The organism is Sinorhizobium kostiense, assembly GCF_017874595.1.
Classification (GTDB): domain Bacteria; phylum Pseudomonadota; class Alphaproteobacteria; order Rhizobiales; family Rhizobiaceae; genus Sinorhizobium; species Sinorhizobium kostiense.
Window position 1 is genome coordinate 259,838 of sequence record NZ_JAGILA010000005.1, and the last position, 18,721, is coordinate 278,558.

The 18,721-nt window shown below is 63.2% G+C and carries 15 protein-coding genes; 10 read left to right on the forward strand and 5 right to left on the reverse strand.

Going from position 1 to position 18,721, the window contains the following annotated elements; all coding sequences use genetic code 11:
• The first annotated feature begins 54 nt into the window (after positions 1 to 54).
• The 6 genes from glgC to J2Z31_RS19105 all read left to right on the forward strand — a co-directional run bounded on the left by glgC (position 55) and on the right by J2Z31_RS19105 (position 8,260).
• The gene (gene glgC / locus J2Z31_RS19080; protein WP_209603446.1) at positions 55 to 1,317 is read left to right on the forward strand and encodes a glucose-1-phosphate adenylyltransferase; all 1,263 of its coding nucleotides are present in this window, start codon (positions 55 to 57) and stop codon (positions 1,315 to 1,317) included.
• An 11-nt stretch (positions 1,318 to 1,328) separates the two neighbouring features.
• A complete protein-coding gene (glgA, locus tag J2Z31_RS19085) occupies positions 1,329 to 2,771 on the forward strand; it encodes a glycogen synthase GlgA (protein ID WP_209603448.1) in 1,443 nt (480 codons plus the stop codon).
• A 5-nt stretch (positions 2,772 to 2,776) separates the two neighbouring features.
• Complete coding sequence (locus J2Z31_RS19090; protein WP_209603450.1) at positions 2,777 to 4,405, forward strand: alpha-D-glucose phosphate-specific phosphoglucomutase; 1,629 nt, start codon at positions 2,777 to 2,779, stop codon at positions 4,403 to 4,405.
• A 260-nt stretch (positions 4,406 to 4,665) separates the two neighbouring features.
• A complete protein-coding gene (gene glgX, locus J2Z31_RS19095; RefSeq protein ID WP_209603452.1) occupies positions 4,666 to 6,630 on the forward strand; it encodes a glycogen debranching protein GlgX in 1,965 nt (654 codons plus the stop codon).
• A gap of 75 nt (positions 6,631 to 6,705) precedes the next feature.
• Positions 6,706 to 7,194: a MaoC family dehydratase gene (locus J2Z31_RS19100; RefSeq protein ID WP_209603454.1), complete on the forward strand. Its 489-nt coding sequence runs from the start codon at positions 6,706 to 6,708 to the stop codon at positions 7,192 to 7,194.
• Complete coding sequence (locus J2Z31_RS19105) at positions 7,187 to 8,260, forward strand: DUF2332 domain-containing protein (RefSeq protein WP_209603456.1); 1,074 nt, start codon at positions 7,187 to 7,189, stop codon at positions 8,258 to 8,260. The genes J2Z31_RS19100 and J2Z31_RS19105 overlap by 8 nt, the downstream gene beginning before the upstream one ends.
• 141 nt (positions 8,261 to 8,401) lie before the next feature.
• Here J2Z31_RS19105 and soxG read toward each other — a convergent pair whose 3' ends face one another.
• The 4 genes from soxG to J2Z31_RS19125 are packed head-to-tail and all read right to left on the reverse strand — an operon-like array spanning position 8,402 to position 13,550.
• Positions 8,402 to 8,956 carry a sarcosine oxidase subunit gamma family protein gene (gene soxG, locus J2Z31_RS19110; RefSeq protein ID WP_209603458.1) on the reverse strand — a complete coding sequence of 185 codons (555 nt, stop codon included), beginning with the start codon at positions 8,954 to 8,956 and terminating at the stop codon, positions 8,402 to 8,404.
• A complete protein-coding gene (locus tag J2Z31_RS19115) occupies positions 8,949 to 11,942 on the reverse strand; it encodes a sarcosine oxidase subunit alpha (RefSeq protein ID WP_209603459.1) in 2,994 nt (997 codons plus the stop codon). Before J2Z31_RS19115 ends, soxG begins: the two co-directional genes overlap by 8 nt.
• Positions 11,939 to 12,280, reverse strand: coding sequence for a sarcosine oxidase subunit delta (locus J2Z31_RS19120; protein WP_209603461.1), 342 nt, complete (start codon positions 12,278 to 12,280; stop codon positions 11,939 to 11,941). The genes J2Z31_RS19115 and J2Z31_RS19120 overlap by 4 nt, the downstream gene beginning before the upstream one ends.
• Positions 12,281 to 12,296: 16 nt before the next feature.
• A complete protein-coding gene (locus J2Z31_RS19125; RefSeq protein ID WP_209603464.1) occupies positions 12,297 to 13,550 on the reverse strand; it encodes a sarcosine oxidase subunit beta family protein in 1,254 nt (417 codons plus the stop codon).
• A gap of 320 nt (positions 13,551 to 13,870) precedes the next feature.
• On the opposite strand from J2Z31_RS19125, the gene rpsU reads away from it, so the two are divergent.
• From rpsU to J2Z31_RS19145, 4 genes are all read left to right on the forward strand, one after another.
• On the forward strand, positions 13,871 to 14,083 hold the full coding sequence (gene rpsU / locus J2Z31_RS19130) for a 30S ribosomal protein S21 (RefSeq protein ID WP_012709405.1): 213 nt from the start codon (positions 13,871 to 13,873) through the stop codon (positions 14,081 to 14,083).
• A 249-nt stretch (positions 14,084 to 14,332) separates the two neighbouring features.
• Positions 14,333 to 15,223: a tetratricopeptide repeat protein gene (locus J2Z31_RS19135; protein WP_234939524.1), complete on the forward strand. Its 891-nt coding sequence runs from the start codon at positions 14,333 to 14,335 to the stop codon at positions 15,221 to 15,223.
• Between the two features lie 143 nt (positions 15,224 to 15,366).
• Positions 15,367 to 15,840: a DUF992 domain-containing protein gene (locus J2Z31_RS19140; protein ID WP_209603466.1), complete on the forward strand. Its 474-nt coding sequence runs from the start codon at positions 15,367 to 15,369 to the stop codon at positions 15,838 to 15,840.
• Between the two features lie 169 nt (positions 15,841 to 16,009).
• A complete protein-coding gene (locus J2Z31_RS19145) occupies positions 16,010 to 17,230 on the forward strand; it encodes an adenylate/guanylate cyclase domain-containing protein (RefSeq protein ID WP_209603468.1) in 1,221 nt (406 codons plus the stop codon).
• Positions 17,231 to 17,319: 89 nt separating this feature from the next.
• Here the strand turns inward: J2Z31_RS19145 and J2Z31_RS19150 are convergent, their stop codons facing one another.
• Positions 17,320 to 18,720 (reverse strand): NAD(P)(+) transhydrogenase (Re/Si-specific) subunit beta, encoded by a 1,401-nt coding sequence (locus J2Z31_RS19150; protein ID WP_209603470.1) that lies wholly within the window; start codon positions 18,718 to 18,720, stop codon positions 17,320 to 17,322.
• Between the last annotated feature and the right edge of the window lies 1 nt (position 18,721).

Sequence of the window (18,721 nt, forward strand, 5' to 3'; positions counted from 1 at the left end):
GGCGTCGCATGTGGTCGCCAAGCCGTTCTCGACGAATGATCTTGGGGAGGACAAATGGTGGAGAAGCGTACGCAACCTCTGGCCCGTGATGCCATGGCTTATGTTCTTGCCGGCGGCCGCGGCAGCCGATTGAAGGAACTGACCGACCGACGCGCGAAGCCCGCCGTTTATTTCGGTGGCAAGGCGCGCATCATTGATTTCGCGCTTTCCAACGCGCTGAACTCCGGTATCCGCCGCATCGGCGTCGCGACGCAGTACAAGGCACATTCGCTGATCCGGCACCTCCAGCGCGGCTGGAACTTCTTCCGCCCCGAGCGCAATGAAAGCTTCGACATTCTGCCGGCGAGCCAGCGCGTCTCGGAAACCCAATGGTACGAAGGCACGGCCGACGCGGTCTACCAGAACATCGACATCATCGAGGACCACGGCGTCGAATACATGGTAATTCTCGCCGGCGACCACATCTACAAGATGGACTACGAACTGATGCTGCAGCAGCACGTCGATTCGGGCGCCGATGTGACGATCGGCTGCCTGGAAGTGCCGCGCATGGAGGCCACCGGCTTCGGCGTCATGCATGTCGACAATGACGACCGCATCATCGCCTTCATCGAAAAGCCGGCCGATCCGCCCGGCATTCCGGGCAACCCTCAGATGGCGCTGGCCTCGATGGGGATCTACGTCTTCCACACGAAGTTCCTGATGGACCTGCTGCGCCGCGATGCGGCCGATCCCCAGTCGAGCCGGGACTTCGGCAAGGACATCATCCCCTACATCGTCGAGCACGGGAAGGCCGTCGCACATCGCTTCACTCGCTCCTGCGTGCGCTCCGACTTCGAGCGCGAGGCCTATTGGCGCGACGTCGGCACCATTGACGCCTACTGGCAGGCCAATATTGACCTGACGCATGTCACGCCCGAGCTTGACGTCTACGACAGCACCTGGCCGATCTGGACTTTCGCCGAGATCAAGCCGCCGGCGAAGTTCGTCCATGACGACGAAGACCGCCGTGGTTCCGCTACCTCGTCGCTCGTCTCCGGCGATTGCATCATCTCCGGCGCAATGCTCCACCAGAGCCTGCTCTTCACCGGTGTTCGGGTCAATTCATACTCCAGACTCGAAAATGCCGTAGTTCTTCCCGATGTGACGATCGGACGGCATTCGATTCTTCGCAATGTCGTCATCGACAGCCGGGTCGTCATTCCGGAGGGACTCATCGTCGGCGACGATCCGGAGCTTGATGCGAAACGCTTCCGCCGGACCGAAAACGGCGTCTGCCTGATCACGCAACCGATGATTGACAAGCTGGGAATCTAGGTCTCGTCTGCATGAATGTCCTGTCCGTTGCGTCCGAAGTCTATCCGCTGGTCAAGACCGGGGGGCTCGCCGACGTCGTCGGCGCGCTCCCTTCCGCCCTTCAACCGCACGGCATCCGCACGCGCACGCTGGTCCCCGGCTACCCCGCAGTGCTCCACAAGCTGAAGAAGAGGAAGACGGTCGGGGGTATCGACAATCTGTTCGGCCATCCCGCCAAGGTGCTTGCAGCCGAATATGACGGGCTGGATCTGCTCGTCCTCGACCAGCCGGCGCTCTACCACCGGGACGGCGGGCCCTATCTCGACACGACCGGTCGTGACTACCCCGACAATTTTCGCCGCTTCGCCGCCCTGTCTCTGGCGGCGGCGGAAATCGCCGGCGACGATGTCGTGCCTGGCTGGAAACCCGAGATCGTCCACGTCCACGACTGGCAGGCGGCGCTGACGCCCGTCTACATGCGCTTCGGCTCCGCGCGCGACTTGCCGACGGTCCTGACGATCCACAACATCGCTTTCCAGGGCCAGTTCGGCGCATCCGTGTTCCCGGAACTCTCCCTGCCGTCGGAAGCCTTCTCCATGCAATTCCTCGAATATTACGGCGACGTCGGCTTTCTGAAAGGCGGGCTGCAGACCGCGAGTGCAATCACCACCGTCAGCCCCTCCTATTCCCAGGAGATTCTCACCGCCGAATTCGGCATGGGCCTGGACGGGCTTCTGGCAAGCCGGCTCGCCAGTCTGGCAGGAATCGTCAATGGTATCGACGTCGATACGTGGAACCCCGAGACGGACCCGTATATCGCCCAGAACTACGGCCCCGGCACTTTGAAGAAGCGAGCGGCAAACCGCAAGGTGCTCGAGGAGCGCTTCGGGCTCGACAAGACCCCAGGTCCGATCTTCTGCGTCATCAGCCGACTCACGTGGCAGAAGGGAATGGACCTGCTCGCGCAAGTGACCGACGATATTGTCGCGCTAGGCGGAAAGTTGATCGTTCTTGGAGCCGGCGATGTAGCACTCGAAGGTGCGCTCATGGCCGCCGCCTCGCGCCATCGCGGTCATATCGGCATGGTGCCCGGCTATGACGAACCACTGTCGCACCTGATGCAAGCCGGCTCCGACGCAATCCTCATTCCATCGCGATTCGAGCCCTGCGGTCTGACGCAGCTCTACGGTTTGCGCTATGGTTGCGTACCGATCGTCGCCCGTACCGGCGGCCTGACCGACACGGTCATCGACGCCAACGAGGCGGCGCTCGCGGCCAGGGTCGCGACCGGGTTCCAGTTCCACCCGGTAACTGCAGATGGTCTGCGTCTTGCGATCAGGCGCGCACTGCGTGCGTACAACGAGCCGAAAGTGTGGGCACGCCTGCAGAACCAGGGCATGAAGTCGGACGTTTCCTGGGCCAAGAGCGCAGAACGTTATGCTTCGCTCTATTCCGGTCTTCTCGCGAAAGGCTAAAACACATGATAGTGACCGTCAGCACCAACCCTTACAGAGATCAAAAACCGGGCACTTCGGGCCTGCGCAAGAAGGTTCCGGTTTTCCAGCAGAAGAACTATGCGGAGAACTTCATCCAGTCGATCTTCGATTCGCTCGAAGGCTATGAGGGCGAAACTCTGGTGATCGGCGGTGACGGTCGCTACTACAACCGCGAAGTCATTCAAAAGGCGATCAAGATGGCGGCGGCGAATGGCTTCGGTCGCGTGCTCGTCGGCCGCGGCGGCATCCTTTCGACCCCAGCCGCCTCCAACATCATCCGCAAATACAAGGCTTTCGGCGGCATCGTGCTGTCGGCGAGCCACAATCCCGGCGGCCCGACCGAGGATTTCGGCATCAAGTACAATGTCGGCAATGGCGGGCCGGCACCGGAAAAGGTGACGGATGCGATCTTCGCCCGCACCCAGACGATTGACAGCTACAGGATCACCGATGCGCCGGACGTCAATCTCGATGTCGAAGGCACCCAGCATGTCGAAGACATGACGGTGATGGTCATCGACCCTGTGGCCGACTACGCCGAACTGATGGAGAGCCTGTTCGATTTTCCGGCGATCCGCACATTGATCGGCGGCGGTTTCCGCGTCGTTTTCGATGCCATGAGCGCCGTCACCGGCCCCTATGCCAAGGAGATTCTCGAGAAGCGGCTTGGCGCACCGAAGGGATCGGTCATGAACTTCATCCCGCTGCCCGACTTCGGCGGCCACCATCCCGACCCGAACCTCGTCCATGCGCGCGCGCTCTACGAGACGATGATGGCGCCCGACGCACCCGACTTCGGCGCCGCCTCCGACGGCGACGGCGACCGCAATCTCATCATCGGCAAGGGCATCTTCGTCACGCCCTCGGACAGCCTCGCCATTCTCGCCGCCAACGCGCATCTGGCGCCGGGCTACGCCAAGGGGCTTGCCGGCATCGCCCGCTCGATGCCGACGAGCGGCGCGGCCGACCGCGTCGCCGAAAAGCTCGGCATCGGCCTCTACGAAACCCCGACCGGCTGGAAGTTCTTCGGCAACCTGCTCGACGAGGGCCTGGCGACCATCTGCGGTGAGGAGAGCGCCGGCACCGGCTCCAATCACGTGCGCGAGAAGGACGGGCTGTGGGCGGTGCTGCTCTGGCTCAACATTCTGGCCGCGCGCAAGGAGAGCGCGCTCGACATCGTGCGAAAACATTGGGCGGCCTATGGCCGCAACTATTATTCGCGCCACGACTACGAGGCCGTCGATACCGATGCGGCAAACGGACTGGTGGCAGCGCTCAGGGAGAAACTTGCCGATCTGCCCGGAAAGAGCTTCGGTGCACTCACGGTCGAGACTGCCGACGACTTTTCCTATAACGATCCGGTCGACAAGTCCGTCAGCAAAAACCAGGGCATTCGGGTCCTCTTCGAGGGCGGCTCGCGCGTCGTCTTCCGCCTTTCCGGCACCGGCACCTCCGGCGCGACGCTCCGCGTCTATATCGAGCGCTACGAGCCAGACCCGGCACGGCACGATCTCGACACGCAGGAGGCGCTTGCCGATCTGATCGCCGTCGCCGACGAGATCGCGGACATCACCTCGCGCACGGGCCGCAGCGCTCCGAGCGTCATCACCTGACGCGCGATGTCGGATGGGGCGCATTCCGCGGCCCTTTTTCCCTCCTGCCCCCTTTGGCCTGCCGGCCATCTCCCCCACAAGGGGCGGGAGAAAATGTGCGGTTTGCCACTCGCCCCAAACCGGAGCGCTTCTGCAAGCTGAGCGCCGTTGGAGACGCAATGGGTGCCTCATCTATTCTCCCCCATGTGCGGGAGATGGCCAGCGGGGTAGACAGGTGTATCAACCTAACCGCATATCCAGACAGAGAAGGGACGCGCCTAATGCCGACGCCCGGAAGTGCACGCCTCGGCGTGACCCGCACGCCCGACCGAACCCGGTTTGCCGTCTGTTCGCATAATGCCGCCCAAATCGATCTCTGCCTGTTCGACGACGCAGGCACGACGGAACTTCAGCGCCTGCCGATGCTACGTGATGGCGATGTGCATAGCCTCACTCTCGCCGGCATCGCCGTCGGCACGCGCTATGGCCTGAGGGCCGACGGCATATATTCGCCGCAGCATGGCCTCTGGTTCGATCCCTCGAAGCTCCTGGTCGACCCATATGCAGTGGAACTCGATCGCCCCTTCCGCCATGATCCGCGACTGTCGATCTACGGGGAAGAGACGGCCGATCTCGTGCCCAAGGCAATCGTTACCGATTTCAGGCCCGTGAGGCCAAAACCGCCGCTCTTTTCGCCCGGCGGCCTGATTTACGAAATCGCCGTCAAACCGTTTACGATTCTCCACCCCGACATTCCGGAAAAGAAGCGCGGGACAGTGGCCGCCCTCGCCGAACCGGCTGTAATCGAACATCTCAGGCGGCTCGGGGTCTCCACGGTCGAACTTATGCCGATCGTCGCGTGGATCGATGAGCGGCATTTGCCGCCGCTCGGGCTGCATAACGGCTGGGGTTACAACCCGATCGCCCCCATGGCGCTCGATCCGCGCCTCGTTCCCGGCGGCGTCCGGGAGCTCCGCCGGACGGTAGAGGCGCTGCACAAGGCGGGCATTGGCGTCGTCCTCGACCTCGTCTTCAATCATTCCGGCGAGAGCGACTGCCACGGGACGACTCTTTCGATGCGCGGGCTGGACAATCTCACCTATTATCGTCACGTACCCGAAGAGCCCGGCGAACTCATCAACGACACCGGCTGCGGCAATACGATCGCCTGCGACAATCCGGTCGTGCAGGTGCTCATCCTCGACAGTCTGCGCCATTTCGTCCGCGCCGCCGGCGTCGATGGCTTCCGCTTCGATCTCGCCTCTATCCTTGGCCGCGACATGGGCGGATTTCACCGCGATGCCGCCCTGTTCCAGGCCATTGCCGCCGATCCGTTGCTCGGCGATCGTGTTCTCATCGCTGAGCCTTGGGATACCGGTCCCGGCGGCTATCAGCTCGGCAACTTTCCCGAAGCCTTCCTTGAATGGAACGATCGGGCGCGCGACGACATACGCCGCTACTGGCGAGGCGACCGGCACGCGGTCGGCGCTTTCGCGACGGCGCTTGCCGGCTCCTCCGATACGTTTTCGCGCTGGGGCGGGACAAGCACGCGCAGCGTCAACTTCGTCGCCGCCCATGACGGTTTCACGCTGTTGGATCTTGTCTCCTACGCACGCAAGCACAACGAGGCGAATGGCGAGGGCAACCGCGATGGTCACGATGAGAATTATTCGTGGAACAACGGAGTCGAGGGGCCGACCGAGGATCCGGAGGTTCTGGCGGCACGAAAACACGATGCGCTGGCGCTGATCGGCAGCCTTTTCGCGTCACGCGGCGCAATCATGCTGACGGCAGGGGACGAATGCGGGCGCAGCCAGCACGGCAACAACAATGCCTATGCACAGGACAATAACATCACCTGGCTCGACTGGAGCAGGCTCGACCGGCAGCTGATCGACCGCACGGCCGCACTCTCCGCCATGCGCCGGCGCTTCCGCGTTTTCGCCGGAACCACCTTCTTCACCGGCACGGACGGCGTCGCCTGGCTACGCTTCGACAGCCTTCCGATGACGGTCGCGGATTGGGAGCATCCAGTTACCGACAATCTGGTGATGATGCTTCCAACGGAGGACGGAGTTCAACAGCTCTTCACGCGACTGGCCGTCGTCATCAACCGCAGCCATGCGCCGCATCCTTTTCAGCTGCCCGCAAGCCTCGACGGCGAATGGCGCGACGCGCTCACGGGCGCGACAATCGCGGCCTTCGCACCTGCCCGCTCGGTCAGCTTCTTCGTCGAGGTTTTCTAAAGCCTTACCACCACTTGCTAGGGTATGCCCGAGCGGCCTATAGATCGGTTGTAAGGCCTTCTTCAGGACGACTACATGCCGCAAGAAATTTCACTTTCCGATGTCAAGGACCTAGTCGGCAAGGAGATCGGTGTCTCCGACTGGATTACCGTGACGCAGAAGACCATCGACAATTTCGCCGAGGCCACTGGCGACTTCCAGTTCATCCACACCGATCCGGTGCGGGCGGCGGCGGAGACTCCCTTCGGCGGCACGATCGCGCATGGTTTCCTGTCGCTCTCGTTGCTTTCTGCAATGAACTACAATTGCCTGCCGAAGATCCGCGAACAGACGATGGGTATCAATTACGGCTTCGATAAGGTGCGCTTCATGGCACCGGTCAAGAGCGGCGCGCGCGTGCGCGGCCGCTTCACCATGGCCGAAGCCCGCTTCCGCGGCGCCGGTATGCTGATGATCACCTACGACGCGACAGTCGAGGTCGAAGGCGAAAGGAAACCGGCGCTGACCGCGATCTGGCAGACAATCATCCAGTTCGACCCGAAGGACCGGCCGGCGGATGCCTGAGGAGGGGCAGGCCGAGCGCATAATCCGCAGCGCCTTTCGCGACCAGGCGAAGTCCTGCGAGGAGCTCGGCTCGCCCTTCATGGCCCGACTCTGTCGCCTGGCGGCCGAGCGACTCGACAGAGGCAGCGGCGTAGGACGCCGCATTCTCGATTGGTCCGGCGACCCCTCCTCCAAGGGCGATGCGGTTGCACTGCGTCTGTTCGGCACGCTCCATTGCATGGTGCTTCTGAACCGCGACCCGGCCATACAGGCGTGCTATCCGCCGAACCGGGTGGACGACGACCTGCTATGGACCGCCTGCGAAAGCGCCTTTGAGAAGCACGCCGATTTCATTCTCGATCGCCTTCGCTTGGCACCGCAGACGAATGAAGTGCGCCGCTCCGCCGCATTGCTACCCGGCTTCCTCACGATTGCGCGCCTGTTCGGAAAACCGCTGGTCCTCTCCGAGATCGGCGCCAGCGCCGGCCTCAACCTGCACTGGGACAATTATCGCTATCAGCTTTCAAGCGACCATTGGGGCGACGATACCGCCGCGGTTCTCATAGCGCCGGACTGGTCCGGTGAGATCCCGCCGTTCGAGCCCGTGGAAATCATGGAGCGCGCCGGCTGCGACCTCAATCCATTGGATCCGGCGAAGGAGGAAGATCGGCTGCGGCTTCTCTCCTACATCTGGGCTGATCAGCAGGATAGGCTCGATCGGACGAGGAAAGCCCTGGAGAGGGCGGCAGCGGCCGGCAGCCTGGTGGAACGCGCTGACGCCATCGAGTGGCTGGAACACCGGCTTGCCCGCCGCTTTTCCGGCGCCGTGCACGTCGTTTACCACTCGATCGCCTGGCAATACCTGCCGAAAGCCGCGCAGGCCGAAGGCGACGCGCTGCTGGCCGCCGCTGGCGCGGCCGCAACGGAGGACGCGCCGGTTGCACGGCTGCAGATGGAGGCAGACGGCCAGGCGCCTGGCGCCGGATTATCGCTTCAACTCTGGCCGGGCGGCGCGAAGCAACTGATCGGCCGTGCCGACTTCCACGGCCGTTGGGTCGCATGGGATGGGTGGTCTGAAAAGGGCTGATCGCCACCCGCAAGCGAAGAAGCGAGCGGTAGGCCGCCGCCGTCTCCCCGCCAGCAGTCCGCCAGCAGGGAGAAGGTACCGGTCCGCCCTCCGCAGCTGCTGCGGAGAACGGGGCAGGCGGTGGTCAAATTCGCCAATTCCTCAATGACCCGCGTCGATCGCGCCTTCCGAAAGCAGGCCGAAGACAAAGGACGAGAATGACCGCCAGCATTCGACGCGGAAGGAGTCCTCGGCGGTGCGGAAGAGAATGATTTCCGCCTTGCCGAAGATCGTGCGCGAGCAGGCGCCGACAGGAAAGATGGCGAGCGACAGGTCCTGCGGGCAGCCGCTGTTGATTGCCACCTCCGCTCCCGACCCGCTGACGATCACAGCCGTATTGCGGTGAGAGACGTCTGTCGCCGAATGCAGGGCATTGCTCGATGCCGCGGCCGCCATCAGGTCGGCGCCGTCCTCGTCAATCACCAGCCATTCGTCGGGACCGAGCCAGAGCGCATGGCGCTTGGCCGTGGAGGCCGACGTCTTCGGCCGCACCGGCAGCGTGACGCCGAGCGCGGCGGAGAGGGCCGAAACCGATTCCGCGGGGGCGCGCAGCGCGATCCGCGAGGCGGGAACGGCTGGCGTGACCGTCGCCGCAGGCGAGCCGCCGCGGAGTCCCTCGAGCGGAGCTTTTCGAGTTGCCATTGCCTGGTCAGCCATTGAGGCGACCTCCTTCCTTGTCAAAGAACACCATGTCGCTTACTTCGACGGCGATCGTCCGGTCGGCCATCGGCACGTAGAGCGTCTGTCCCAGGCGCGCGCGGCCGCCGGCGACGAGCGCCATCGCGATCGATCGGCCGCAGTTCGGCGACCAGTAGGCCGAGGTCACATGACCGAGCATGGTCATCGGCTTCGGCTCGTTCGGATCAGCGACGATTTGTGCGCCTTCCTCGAGTACCACCTTCGGGTCCTTGGTAAGCAGCCCGACGAGTTGCTTACGGCCGTCCCTGACGAGGTCTGGGCGCTTCAGGCCGCGAATGCCGACGAAATCCGGCTTCTTCCTCGAAACCGCCCAGGATAGCCCTGCGTCGTCCGGGGTGACGGTGCCGTCCGTGTCCTGGCCGACGATGATGTAGCCCTTTTCGGCGCGCAAGACGTGCATGGTTTCGGTGCCGTAGGCGCAGGCGCCCATCGGCTCGGCACGAGCCCAGATCGCCTCCCAGACCGCCTGACCGTAATCCGCCGGCACATTCACTTCGAAGCCCAGTTCGCCGGTGAACGACATGCGGAAGAGCCGCGCCGGCACGCCGCAGATGCGACCCTCGGCAACGCTCATATGCGGCAAGGCCTCGTTGGAGAGATCGATGCCTTCGACGAGCGGCGCGATGATCTCGCGCGCCTTCGGCCCCTGCACGGCAATGACCGCCCACTGTTCGGTGGTCGAGGTCAGCCAAACCTTGAGGTGCGGGAATTCTGTCTGGAGGTAGTCTTCCATGTGCTGGAGGACGCGCGGCGCCCCGCCCGTCGTCGTCGTCACATGGAAGCGGTCCTCGGCCAATCGACCGACGACGCCGTCGTCGTAGATGAAGCCGTCCTCGCGCAGCATGATGCCGTAGCGGCAGCGGCCGGGCTTCAGATTGTCCCAGGCGTTCGTGTACATGAGGTTGAGGAACTTGGCCGCATCCGGACCGACAACCTCGATTTTGCCGAGGGTGGAGGCATCGAAGACACCGGCGACCTCGCGAACGGTCTTGCATTCGCGGGCGACCGCCTCATGCATGGTCTCGCCGGCCTTCGGATAGAACCAGGCGCGCTTCCAGTTGCCGACGTCCTCGAACTCGGCGCCCTGCGCCTCCTCCCAGGCATGCATCGGCGTCTTGCGCGCCGGGTCGAACAAGCTGCCCCGCGAATGACTGACGATCGTGCCGAAGGTCACCGGCGTATATGGCTGTCGGAAGGTCGTAAGCCCCACCGCCGGGATTTCCTTGCCGAGCGCTTCCGCAGCGATCGCAAGCCCATGCATGTTGGAGAGCTTACCCTGGTCGGAGGCCATGCCATTCGTCGTGAAGCGCTTGATATGCTCGATCGAGTGCATGCCCTCACGCACGGCGAGGCGGATATCCTTGGCGCAGACGTCGTGTTGGAAGTCGATGAAGGCCTTGACGGTCTTGTCGGCCCCCGCCCCTTCGGCCGCACCGATCATGCCGCCCGTCCACTCGAAAGCGTTTCGGCCGTTGAGCGCAACCTGCGCACCGCCTTTGGCGCCGGCAGCGCGCGCAGCGAGTTCTCCGGCAGCAAGCGCCTCGTCGATAGTCGCCTGCAGGTCGTCGGTGCCGTTGCAGGCGCCGACGGAAAGGCATTCCTGAGCGTAGATGCCGGGCAGGAATCGTTCCGTCGCAGCGTCGAACTTCACCTTACCGCGCGACTGCGAGAACAGGTGTACCGAAGGCGTCCAGCCGGCCGAGACCAGAAGTGCATCGACGGCGATCTTGCGCTGACCGCCGCCACCATTACGGGCGACGCTGATGGAGGCAACGCGGAGCTTGCCGCTGGTGTCGACGACGGAGTGGCCGGTCAGCACCTCTATGCCGAGGTTTCGGGCCTCCTCTAGCACCGCCTCGCCAGGCTTCTGGCGGCAATCGACAATGACGGGCACCGCGACGCCTGCCCGCTTCAGGTCGAAGGCCGCCTCATAGGCGGAGTCATGCGCCGTATAAATGCCGACCCTCTTGCCGACGGCGACGCCGAAATGGTTGAGGTAGGTACGGCCGGCGGAAGCCAGCATGATGCCGGGCCGATCATTGTTGGCGAAGACCATATGGCGCTCGATTGAGCCATTGGCGAGGATCACCTTCTTTGCCCGCACCTGCCAGAGCCGCTCACGTGGCAGCGTTTCGTCGACGGCGGCGAGATGATCGGTCACGCGTTCGACAAGAGCGACGAAATTGTGATTGTAGTAACCAAAAGCGGTCGTGCGGGTCAGCAGCGTCACGTTGTCCATGGCGGCAAGGGCCTTGCCTGTCTGCTGTGCCCAGCCATAACCCGGCTTGCCGTCGATGACGGTGCCGATATCGTGGTGAAGCGCACCGCCGACTTCGCCCTGTTCGTCACAGACGATCACTTTGGCGCCGGCCTTCGCCGCTGCGAGGGCCGCCGCAAGACCGGCGACGCCTGCACCCACGACCAGCACGTCGCAATGGACGTAACGGCTCGCATAGTGATCCGGATCCGGCTCGGTCGGCGTAACGCCGAGGCCGGCCGCCCGGCGGATGAACGGCTCGTAGAGCTTGTGCCACGCCGCCTTCGGCCACATGAAGGTCTTGTAGTAGAAGCCGGCAGCGAAGAAGGGCGACAGAAAATCGTTGAAACTGCCAACGTCGAACGAGAGCGAGGGCCAGCGGTTTTGCGAAGCGACCTTCATGCCATCGAAGACCTCCTGCACCGTGGCACGCACGTTCGGCTGGCGCCGAGCCGCATCACGCGAGACGTCGAGGAGCGCATTCGGCTCCTCGGCACCGGCGGAGAGAATGCCTCGCGGACGATGATATTTGAACGAGCGGCCGACGAGATGGATATCATGGGAAAGCAGTGCCGAGGCGACCGTATCGCCCTCGAGCGCCGTCAGCGTCCGACCGTCGAAGGTGAAGCGGGCGGTGCGTGCCGGTGTCAGGCGTCCCGCGCCCGAAATGCGATTGACCCCGCTCATTGTGCTGCTCCTTCCAGGGCCTCGTAAGTTTCGACCGTCGCGGGCGTCTTGGGTTCAGCGTCGAGGACAGGCTTCGGTTCTCCGGCCCTATATGTCGCGATGAAGCGGTCGCTGACCGTGTCGCGCGCGGCGTTGAAGAAGCGGCCGCAGCCATGGATGTGCCGCCATCTCTCGAAGATGACGCCTTTCGGGTTGTCGCGCAGGAAGAAATAGGCCTCGAACTCTTCGTCGCTGATCTCGGCCATGTTGGTGGGGCGGGCGATGTGGGCATCGCCGCCGTTGCGGAATTCAAGCTCGGAACGCTCTTCCTCGCAGTAGGGGCAGTAAATCAGAAGCATCTGGAATGTCCTCGCATCAATGCGCAACAGCGGCGGCTGCCGCCTCGTCGATGAGCCGCCCGGTGCGGAAGCGATCGAGCGTCAACCCCGCAGCGAGCCGGTGCGGCTCGCCCCGCGCGATAAGATGGGCAAAGAGATTGGCCGAACCCGGCGTCGCCTTGAACCCGCCAGTTCCCCAACCGGCATTGAGGTAGAGGCCCGGAACCGGCGTCACACCTTGGATCGGCGAGCGATCCTGGGTGACGTCGACGATGCCGCCCCATTGCCGCATCATCTTCACGCGGCGGAACATCGGGAAAAGCTCGCAGATCGCGTCGAGCGTATGGGTAATGATCTGCAAGCCGCCCGTCTGCGAATAGGAATTGTACTGGTCGGTGCCGGCGCCGATGACGAACTCGCCCTTGTCCGACTGCGAGATGTAGGCGTGCACCGAGTTCGACATCACCACGCAGGGGAAGATCGGCTTCAGCGGTTCGGAGACGAGCGCCTGCAACGGCTGGCTCTGCAGCGGCATGCGAACGTCCACCATCCGCATCAAGGTCGACGTGTGGCCGGCAGCGGAAATACCGATCTTCTTCGCGCCAATGAAGCCGCGATTGGTATCGACACCGGTGACGCGCCCGGTTTCGTCGCGGCGAATACCGGTGACCTCGGTGTTCTGGATGATGTGAACGCCGCGGTCGGAGGCCGCGCGCGCATAGCCCCAGGCGACAGCGTCGTGACGCGCCGTGCCGCCACGGCGCTGCAGCGCCGCCCCATTGATCGGGTAGCGGGCGGTTTTGGCGATGTCGAGTGGCGGACAATAGGCCTTTGCCTGTTCCGGCGTCAGCCATTCGTTGTCGATGCCGTAAAGCCGGTTGGCATTGATATGCCGCTTGAACGACTGCTGGTCATGGATATTGTGCGACAACATCATGACGCCGCGAGGCGAATACATCACGTTGTAGTTCAGGTCCAGCGATAGGTTTTCCCAGAGCTTCAGCGAATGCTCGTAGATGTCCATGCTCTCTTCATAGAGATAGTTGGACCGGATGATCGTCGTGTTGCGCCCGGTATTGCCGCCGCCGATCCAGCCCTTTTCGAGCACGGCGACATTAGTGATGCCGTGCTCCTTGGCGAGATAATAGGCGGCCCCGAGGCCGTGCCCGCCGCCGCCGATGATGATCACATCATATTGCTTGCGCGGCTCCGGCGAGGCCCAGTGCGGCCCCCATCCCTTATGGCCGCGCATCGCCTCGCGCGCCACGGCGAAAACAGAATATTTGCGCATCCGCCTGCTACTCCATGAACCCGATGAACGTTCCGTTGCCGTTAGAAATCGCAAATCCCGAGGCCGCGCAACGTTTCTTTTGCGACGCGATGCGGCGGACTTGGGCGGACTTGCGACATGGGCGGCGGCACGAACCGTGCCCGGCGCTCCGAGGGGCACTTTGAGCGGATTTTTACCGGGCGCCGACGATCTCGCGCTGGACTTTGCCGCCATGATCTGGTATCCGCTCAATCAATCGCAGAAGCTCCGGCTCAGCGAATGCAGATTTATTGCCTCCCAATGGGTGAGGTGACAACTCGAACCAAAGGAACGGGATTCACGTGCAAGTACTTGTCCGCGATAACAATGTCGACCAGGCGCTCCGCGCTCTCAAGAAGAAGATGCAGCGCGAAGGCATTTTCCGCGAAATGAAGATGCGTGACTTCTACGAAAAGCCGTCCCAGAAGCGCGCGCGCGAAAAGGCCGAGGCCGTTCGCCGCGTCCGCAAGCTGGCTCGCAAGCGCGCACAGCGTGAAGGCCTGCTGGCCCGCTGATCGTCGTTTTTTCGACGCTTTCCGATGTAAATCGTGGCGGGGGCGAGTTTTCGCCGCCGCCTTTTTTGTTGCGGACACCCTGTCCGTCGGCAGTGATGCTGACTGCATGAATTGGCGACGGTAGACCGCCCGGAATGAAACAGGCCGGTTCGCCCGGGGCATCGACAGGCCCCGGCGGGGGACCCGGCGCCTTCGCCGCTCTCCGTCTTCGGAAAGCCACTGGGACCTTGTCGCATTGAGGGATCGACTTTGACACTTGCTGACATGACTGCGGACGCCTCCGGTTTCATCCTCCAAGAGGCGCCTCGCCGCCGCCAGCGCAAGCCGATGCTAGCTGCCATGCTGATCATCGGCTCTGCCATGTTCGTCGCCGGGTGCGAGACGACGAACAATACGGAATCGATGATTCGAGTCGAGCGGGCCCAGGGCTCGGAAGAAAACATCGCCTCGCTCTCGAGCGTGATTTCTGCAAACCCCAGCGACCCGGAAGCCTACAACGTGCGCGGCTCGGCTTACGGCCGCGCCGGAGAATTCCGCCGCGCCATTGCCGATTTCGACCAGGCTATTCAGCTCAATCCGCGCTTCTTCCAGGCCTATGCCAATCGAGCGCTCGTCCAGCGCAACGTTGGCAACCAGGAGGCGGCACTCGCCGATTATAACGCGTCGCTGCAGATTAACCCAAACTATGACGTCGCCTATATTGGCCGCGGCAATCTCTATCGCCAGGCCGGCCAGCTCGATGCCGCTTTCAACGATTTCAACAAGGCGATCCAGCTCGACACGACGGATCCCCGCGCCTATCACAACCGCGGCTTGATCCATCAGGCACGCAATCAGCATGCGCAGGCTATCGAGGACTTCTCGACGGCGATCTCGCTTTCTCCGAGCTCGCCCGAGCCCTACAACGGTCGCGGCATCTCCTATGCCGCCCAGGGCGACGACGAGAACGCCTTCTCGGATTTCAACACGGCGATCAACCTCAACAACAAGCTTGCTGAATCCTGGGCGAACCAGGCGCTGATCTACGAGCGCCGCGGCGACAAGGCCAAGGCGCAGAAGTCCTATTCGCACGCGCTGCAACTCGACCCGAAATACGAGCCCGCCCGCGCTGGGCTTGCGCGTGTCAAGGCGATGTCCTGACGCGGCACATTTCCTATTTTCTTTCCCTCCGCCCGCGCCTCCGCCGCGGGCGGTTCTTATCTCGCGGGCTGGCGGGGAAACCGGCGCTTGTGGAACTATCGCGACCTCAATCAGTTTGACCGTGGCAAATATGGAGATCTGCCATGATCAAACAGACCTTGCTTGTGGCGACCGCCCTTGCGGCCCTTTCCACAACGGCCCCCGCACAGAGCTATGTGACGCTCGGCCGGCTAACGTGCGGGTCCGAGGGGGGCACGGGGCTTATCGTCACATCCACGAAGAATCTCATGTGCACCTTCAATCCCGCTGACGGCTCGCCTCCCGCAGTCTATGCGGGCAGGATCACGAAGATCGGTCTCGACATAGGGTCCACCGGCAAAAGCGTAATGATATGGGACGTGCTCGCAAAGACCGGCACGTCGGTTGCTGACTACGCGCTTGCCGGCGAGTATTACGGTCTCGGCGTCGATGCCAGCTTTGCCGTGGGCGGAGGAGCGAAGGTCATAGCCGGCGGCACCAACAAAGCCTTCATGCTGCAGCCGGTCAACATCCAGGTCCAGGAAGGTCTAAACCTCGCCGTCGGCGTGGATCACCTGGTCCTCGCGCCCGCTGGCTGACGGCTGTGCAAGGCAGGCCTCAGGGTCTTGGGCCTCAGTCCCATCTCCCGCTCAACGGTGATGAAGCTCCAAGTATCCATTGCCAAGCCGACCTTGCACGCCAGCCTAAGGAGGGGCACTGTGGCCAAAGGCTGCAACACATGCGCCACCCGGGCGCTACAGGAGTTAGATGAACGACAAAGAGATCCGCGACATAGTCCTGTGGCTGTCGGACGAGGGCATACGCGGGCTCAAGGAACAGGATTTGCTCGCCGGTTTCGCCGACCGGTGCCGCGCCGCTGGCCTACCGATCGACCGCGCGCTCGGGCTTATCGACACCCTTCATCCGGAGTTCGAAGGCCGCGGTTTCCAATGGAACAGTGAGAGCGATGAGGTTCCGGAAGTCTTGCATTACGGCTCGACAAGCGCCGGCGAAGCGCTGGCGAACTGGCGGCGCTCCGTATTCTTCCATATGCTCGAGGCAGAAGAAGCCGAGCGCCGTGTACGCCTCGCGCTTGAGCCGCAGGTGCTCTTCACCTCCCTCGACACGTTGAAGGAGCAAGGCCATACCGACAGCCTCAGTCTGATCCACCGCTTCACCGATCGCGGCCGCATCGGCCAGATGGACTGTTTCTATTCATTCTGGACGACCAAGAAACGTGGCGGCTTCAGCGAGGCAGATCTCCGCGCGTTGAGGGCGCTGCTACCGACACTCGCGCTGGCCGTGAAGACCGCCTCCTGCATGCGCATCATCCGCACGCTTGCCGATGTCTATCTCGGCGAGGATGCCGGTCGACGAGTGGTGGAAGGCAGCATCGAACGAGGCTCGGCGGAGCGTATCGAAACGGTGATGTGGTTTTCCGACCTCCGCAATTTTACTGCTATCGCCGACAGCATCCCGCCGGAGGAGATCATTCCGCTTCTGAACGACTATTCCGGCACTATCATCGCCGCAATCGAGGACCACGGCGGCAGCGTCCTGAAGCTGATCGGCGACGGCGTCCTTGCCATTTTCAACTACCGCGAGCCTGCGGAGGCCTGCAGCGCCGCGATCGCAGCCGAGCGGCAGTTGCGTGTGATACTCGCAGAGCTGAACGCACGAAGGCTCGAGGAAAGCAAGCCGACCACCGATGTCTCCCTGGGCCTGCATATCGGCGAAGTCTTCTACGGGAACATCGGCAGCCGGAACCGGCTCGATTTCACCGTCGTCGGACCGGCGGTTAATGAAGTGAGCCGCATCGTCGCCATGTGCCGCTCCGTCGAACGGCAGTTGATCATGTCATCGGAATTCATTGCAGCCTGTCCGCCCGCCCATCGCGCCAATGCCGTCTCGCTCGGCCGCTTCGCACTGCGCGGAATCGGGAGGGCCAAGGAGCTCTTCACCTGGGACCCGGAAATCGCGACCGGGTGATCGAGCCGCCTGCGATTTTCCGCACGCATGCTGGCAAATACAAATGCCCGCCTCGAGGCGGGCATCTGTCTCAGAGCTGGATCTGACGTTCAGTGGTTGATCGCCTTGACGATCTCCTCGGTGACCTTCTTCGCGTCGCCCAAGAGCATCATCGTGCCGTCCTTGTAGAACAGCGTGTTGTCGATGCCGGCATAGCCGGAGCCGAGCGAGCGCTTGACGAACAGGCAGGTCTTGGCCTTGTCGACGTCGAGGATCGGCATGCCGTAGATCGGCGAGGTCTTGTCGTCGCGCGCCGCCGGGTTGGTGACGTCGTTGGCGCCAATGACATAGGCGACGTCGGCCTGGGCGAATTCGGAATTGATATCCTCGAGCTCGAACACCTCGTCATAGGGGACGTTCGCCTCGGCGAGCAGCACGTTCATGTGCCCGGGCATGCGGCCGGCGACCGGATGGATCGCGTATTTGACCTCGACGCCGGCCTCCTTGAGCTTGTCTGCGAGTTCCCGGAGCGAGTGCTGCGCCTGCGCCACCGCCATGCCGTAGCCCGGCACGATGATCACCTTCGAGGCGTTCTGCATCAGGAAGGCGGCATCGTCGGCCGAGCCCTGCTTGACCGTCTTCTGGACGCCGCTGTCGTCGGCGGCGATCGCCGTCTCGCCGCCGAAGCCGCCGAGGATCACCGAGATGAAGGAGCGGTTCATGCCCTTGCACATGATGTAGGAGAGGATCGCCCCCGACGAGCCGACCAGCGCCCCGGTGACGATCAGCGCCAGGTTGCCGAGCGTGAAGCCGATACCGGCGGCCGCCCAGCCGGAATAGGAGTTCAGCATCGACACCACCACTGGCATGTCGGCGCCGCCGATCGGAACGATGATCAGCACGCCGAGCGCCAGCGACAGAAGGACGATCGCCCAGAAATTGAAGTGGCTCTCGGTCAGCGCCAGGCCGATGATGAAGAAGACGACGAGGGCGGCGAGCGCCAGGTTGATCAGATGGCGGTAGGGAAGCAGGATCGGCTTGCCGGACATCCGGCCGTCGAGCTTGAGGAAGGCGATGATCGAGCCGGTGAAGGTGATCGCGCCGATAGCGACGCCGAGCGCCATCTCGACGAGCGCCTGGGCATGGATCGAGCCCACCTCGCCGATGCCGAAGGAGGACGGCGCGTAGAGCGCCCCGGCCGCGACCAGCACGGCGGCAAGACCGACCAGCGAATGGAAGCCAGCGACGAGCTGCGGCATCGCCGTCATTGGGATGCGCTTGGCGATATAGGCACCGGCGCCGCCGCCGAGCGCGAGGCCGAGGACGATCAGCAGCAAACCGCCGATCGACGGCCCTGCCAAAAGCAGGGTCGTGACGATGGCGATGGCCATGCCCACCATGCCGTAGGCATTGCCCTTGCGACTGGTGGTCGGATGCGAGAGACCGCGGAGCGCCATGATGAACAGCACGCCGGAGACGAGATAGAGGAAGGCTGCAAAGTTCGCGTTCATC

What these genes read in the sequence shown, in the direction of transcription:
- J2Z31_RS19105 (WP_209603456.1), top strand. Translation starts at nt 7,187, where the DNA reads ATGCCTGAGGAGGGGCAGGCCGAGCGCATAATCCGCAGCGCCTTTCGC.
- J2Z31_RS19150 (WP_209603470.1), bottom strand. Translation starts at nt 18,720, where the DNA reads ATGAACGCGAACTTTGCAGCCTTCCTCTATCTCGTCTCCGGCGTGCTG.
- J2Z31_RS19115 (WP_209603459.1), bottom strand. Translation starts at nt 11,942, where the DNA reads ATGAGCGGGGTCAATCGCATTTCGGGCGCGGGACGCCTGACACCGGCA.
- J2Z31_RS19100 (WP_209603454.1), top strand. Translation starts at nt 6,706, where the DNA reads ATGCCGCAAGAAATTTCACTTTCCGATGTCAAGGACCTAGTCGGCAAG.
- glgA (WP_209603448.1), top strand. Translation starts at nt 1,329, where the DNA reads ATGAATGTCCTGTCCGTTGCGTCCGAAGTCTATCCGCTGGTCAAGACC.
- glgC (WP_209603446.1), top strand. Translation starts at nt 55, where the DNA reads ATGGTGGAGAAGCGTACGCAACCTCTGGCCCGTGATGCCATGGCTTAT.
- J2Z31_RS19125 (WP_209603464.1), bottom strand. Translation starts at nt 13,550, where the DNA reads ATGCGCAAATATTCTGTTTTCGCCGTGGCGCGCGAGGCGATGCGCGGC.
- J2Z31_RS19090 (WP_209603450.1), top strand. Translation starts at nt 2,777, where the DNA reads ATGATAGTGACCGTCAGCACCAACCCTTACAGAGATCAAAAACCGGGC.
- J2Z31_RS19140 (WP_209603466.1), top strand. Translation starts at nt 15,367, where the DNA reads ATGATCAAACAGACCTTGCTTGTGGCGACCGCCCTTGCGGCCCTTTCC.
- J2Z31_RS19145 (WP_209603468.1), top strand. Translation starts at nt 16,010, where the DNA reads ATGAACGACAAAGAGATCCGCGACATAGTCCTGTGGCTGTCGGACGAG.
- soxG (WP_209603458.1), bottom strand. Translation starts at nt 8,956, where the DNA reads ATGGCTGACCAGGCAATGGCAACTCGAAAAGCTCCGCTCGAGGGACTC.
- glgX (WP_209603452.1), top strand. Translation starts at nt 4,666, where the DNA reads ATGCCGACGCCCGGAAGTGCACGCCTCGGCGTGACCCGCACGCCCGAC.
- J2Z31_RS19120 (WP_209603461.1), bottom strand. Translation starts at nt 12,280, where the DNA reads ATGCTTCTGATTTACTGCCCCTACTGCGAGGAAGAGCGTTCCGAGCTT.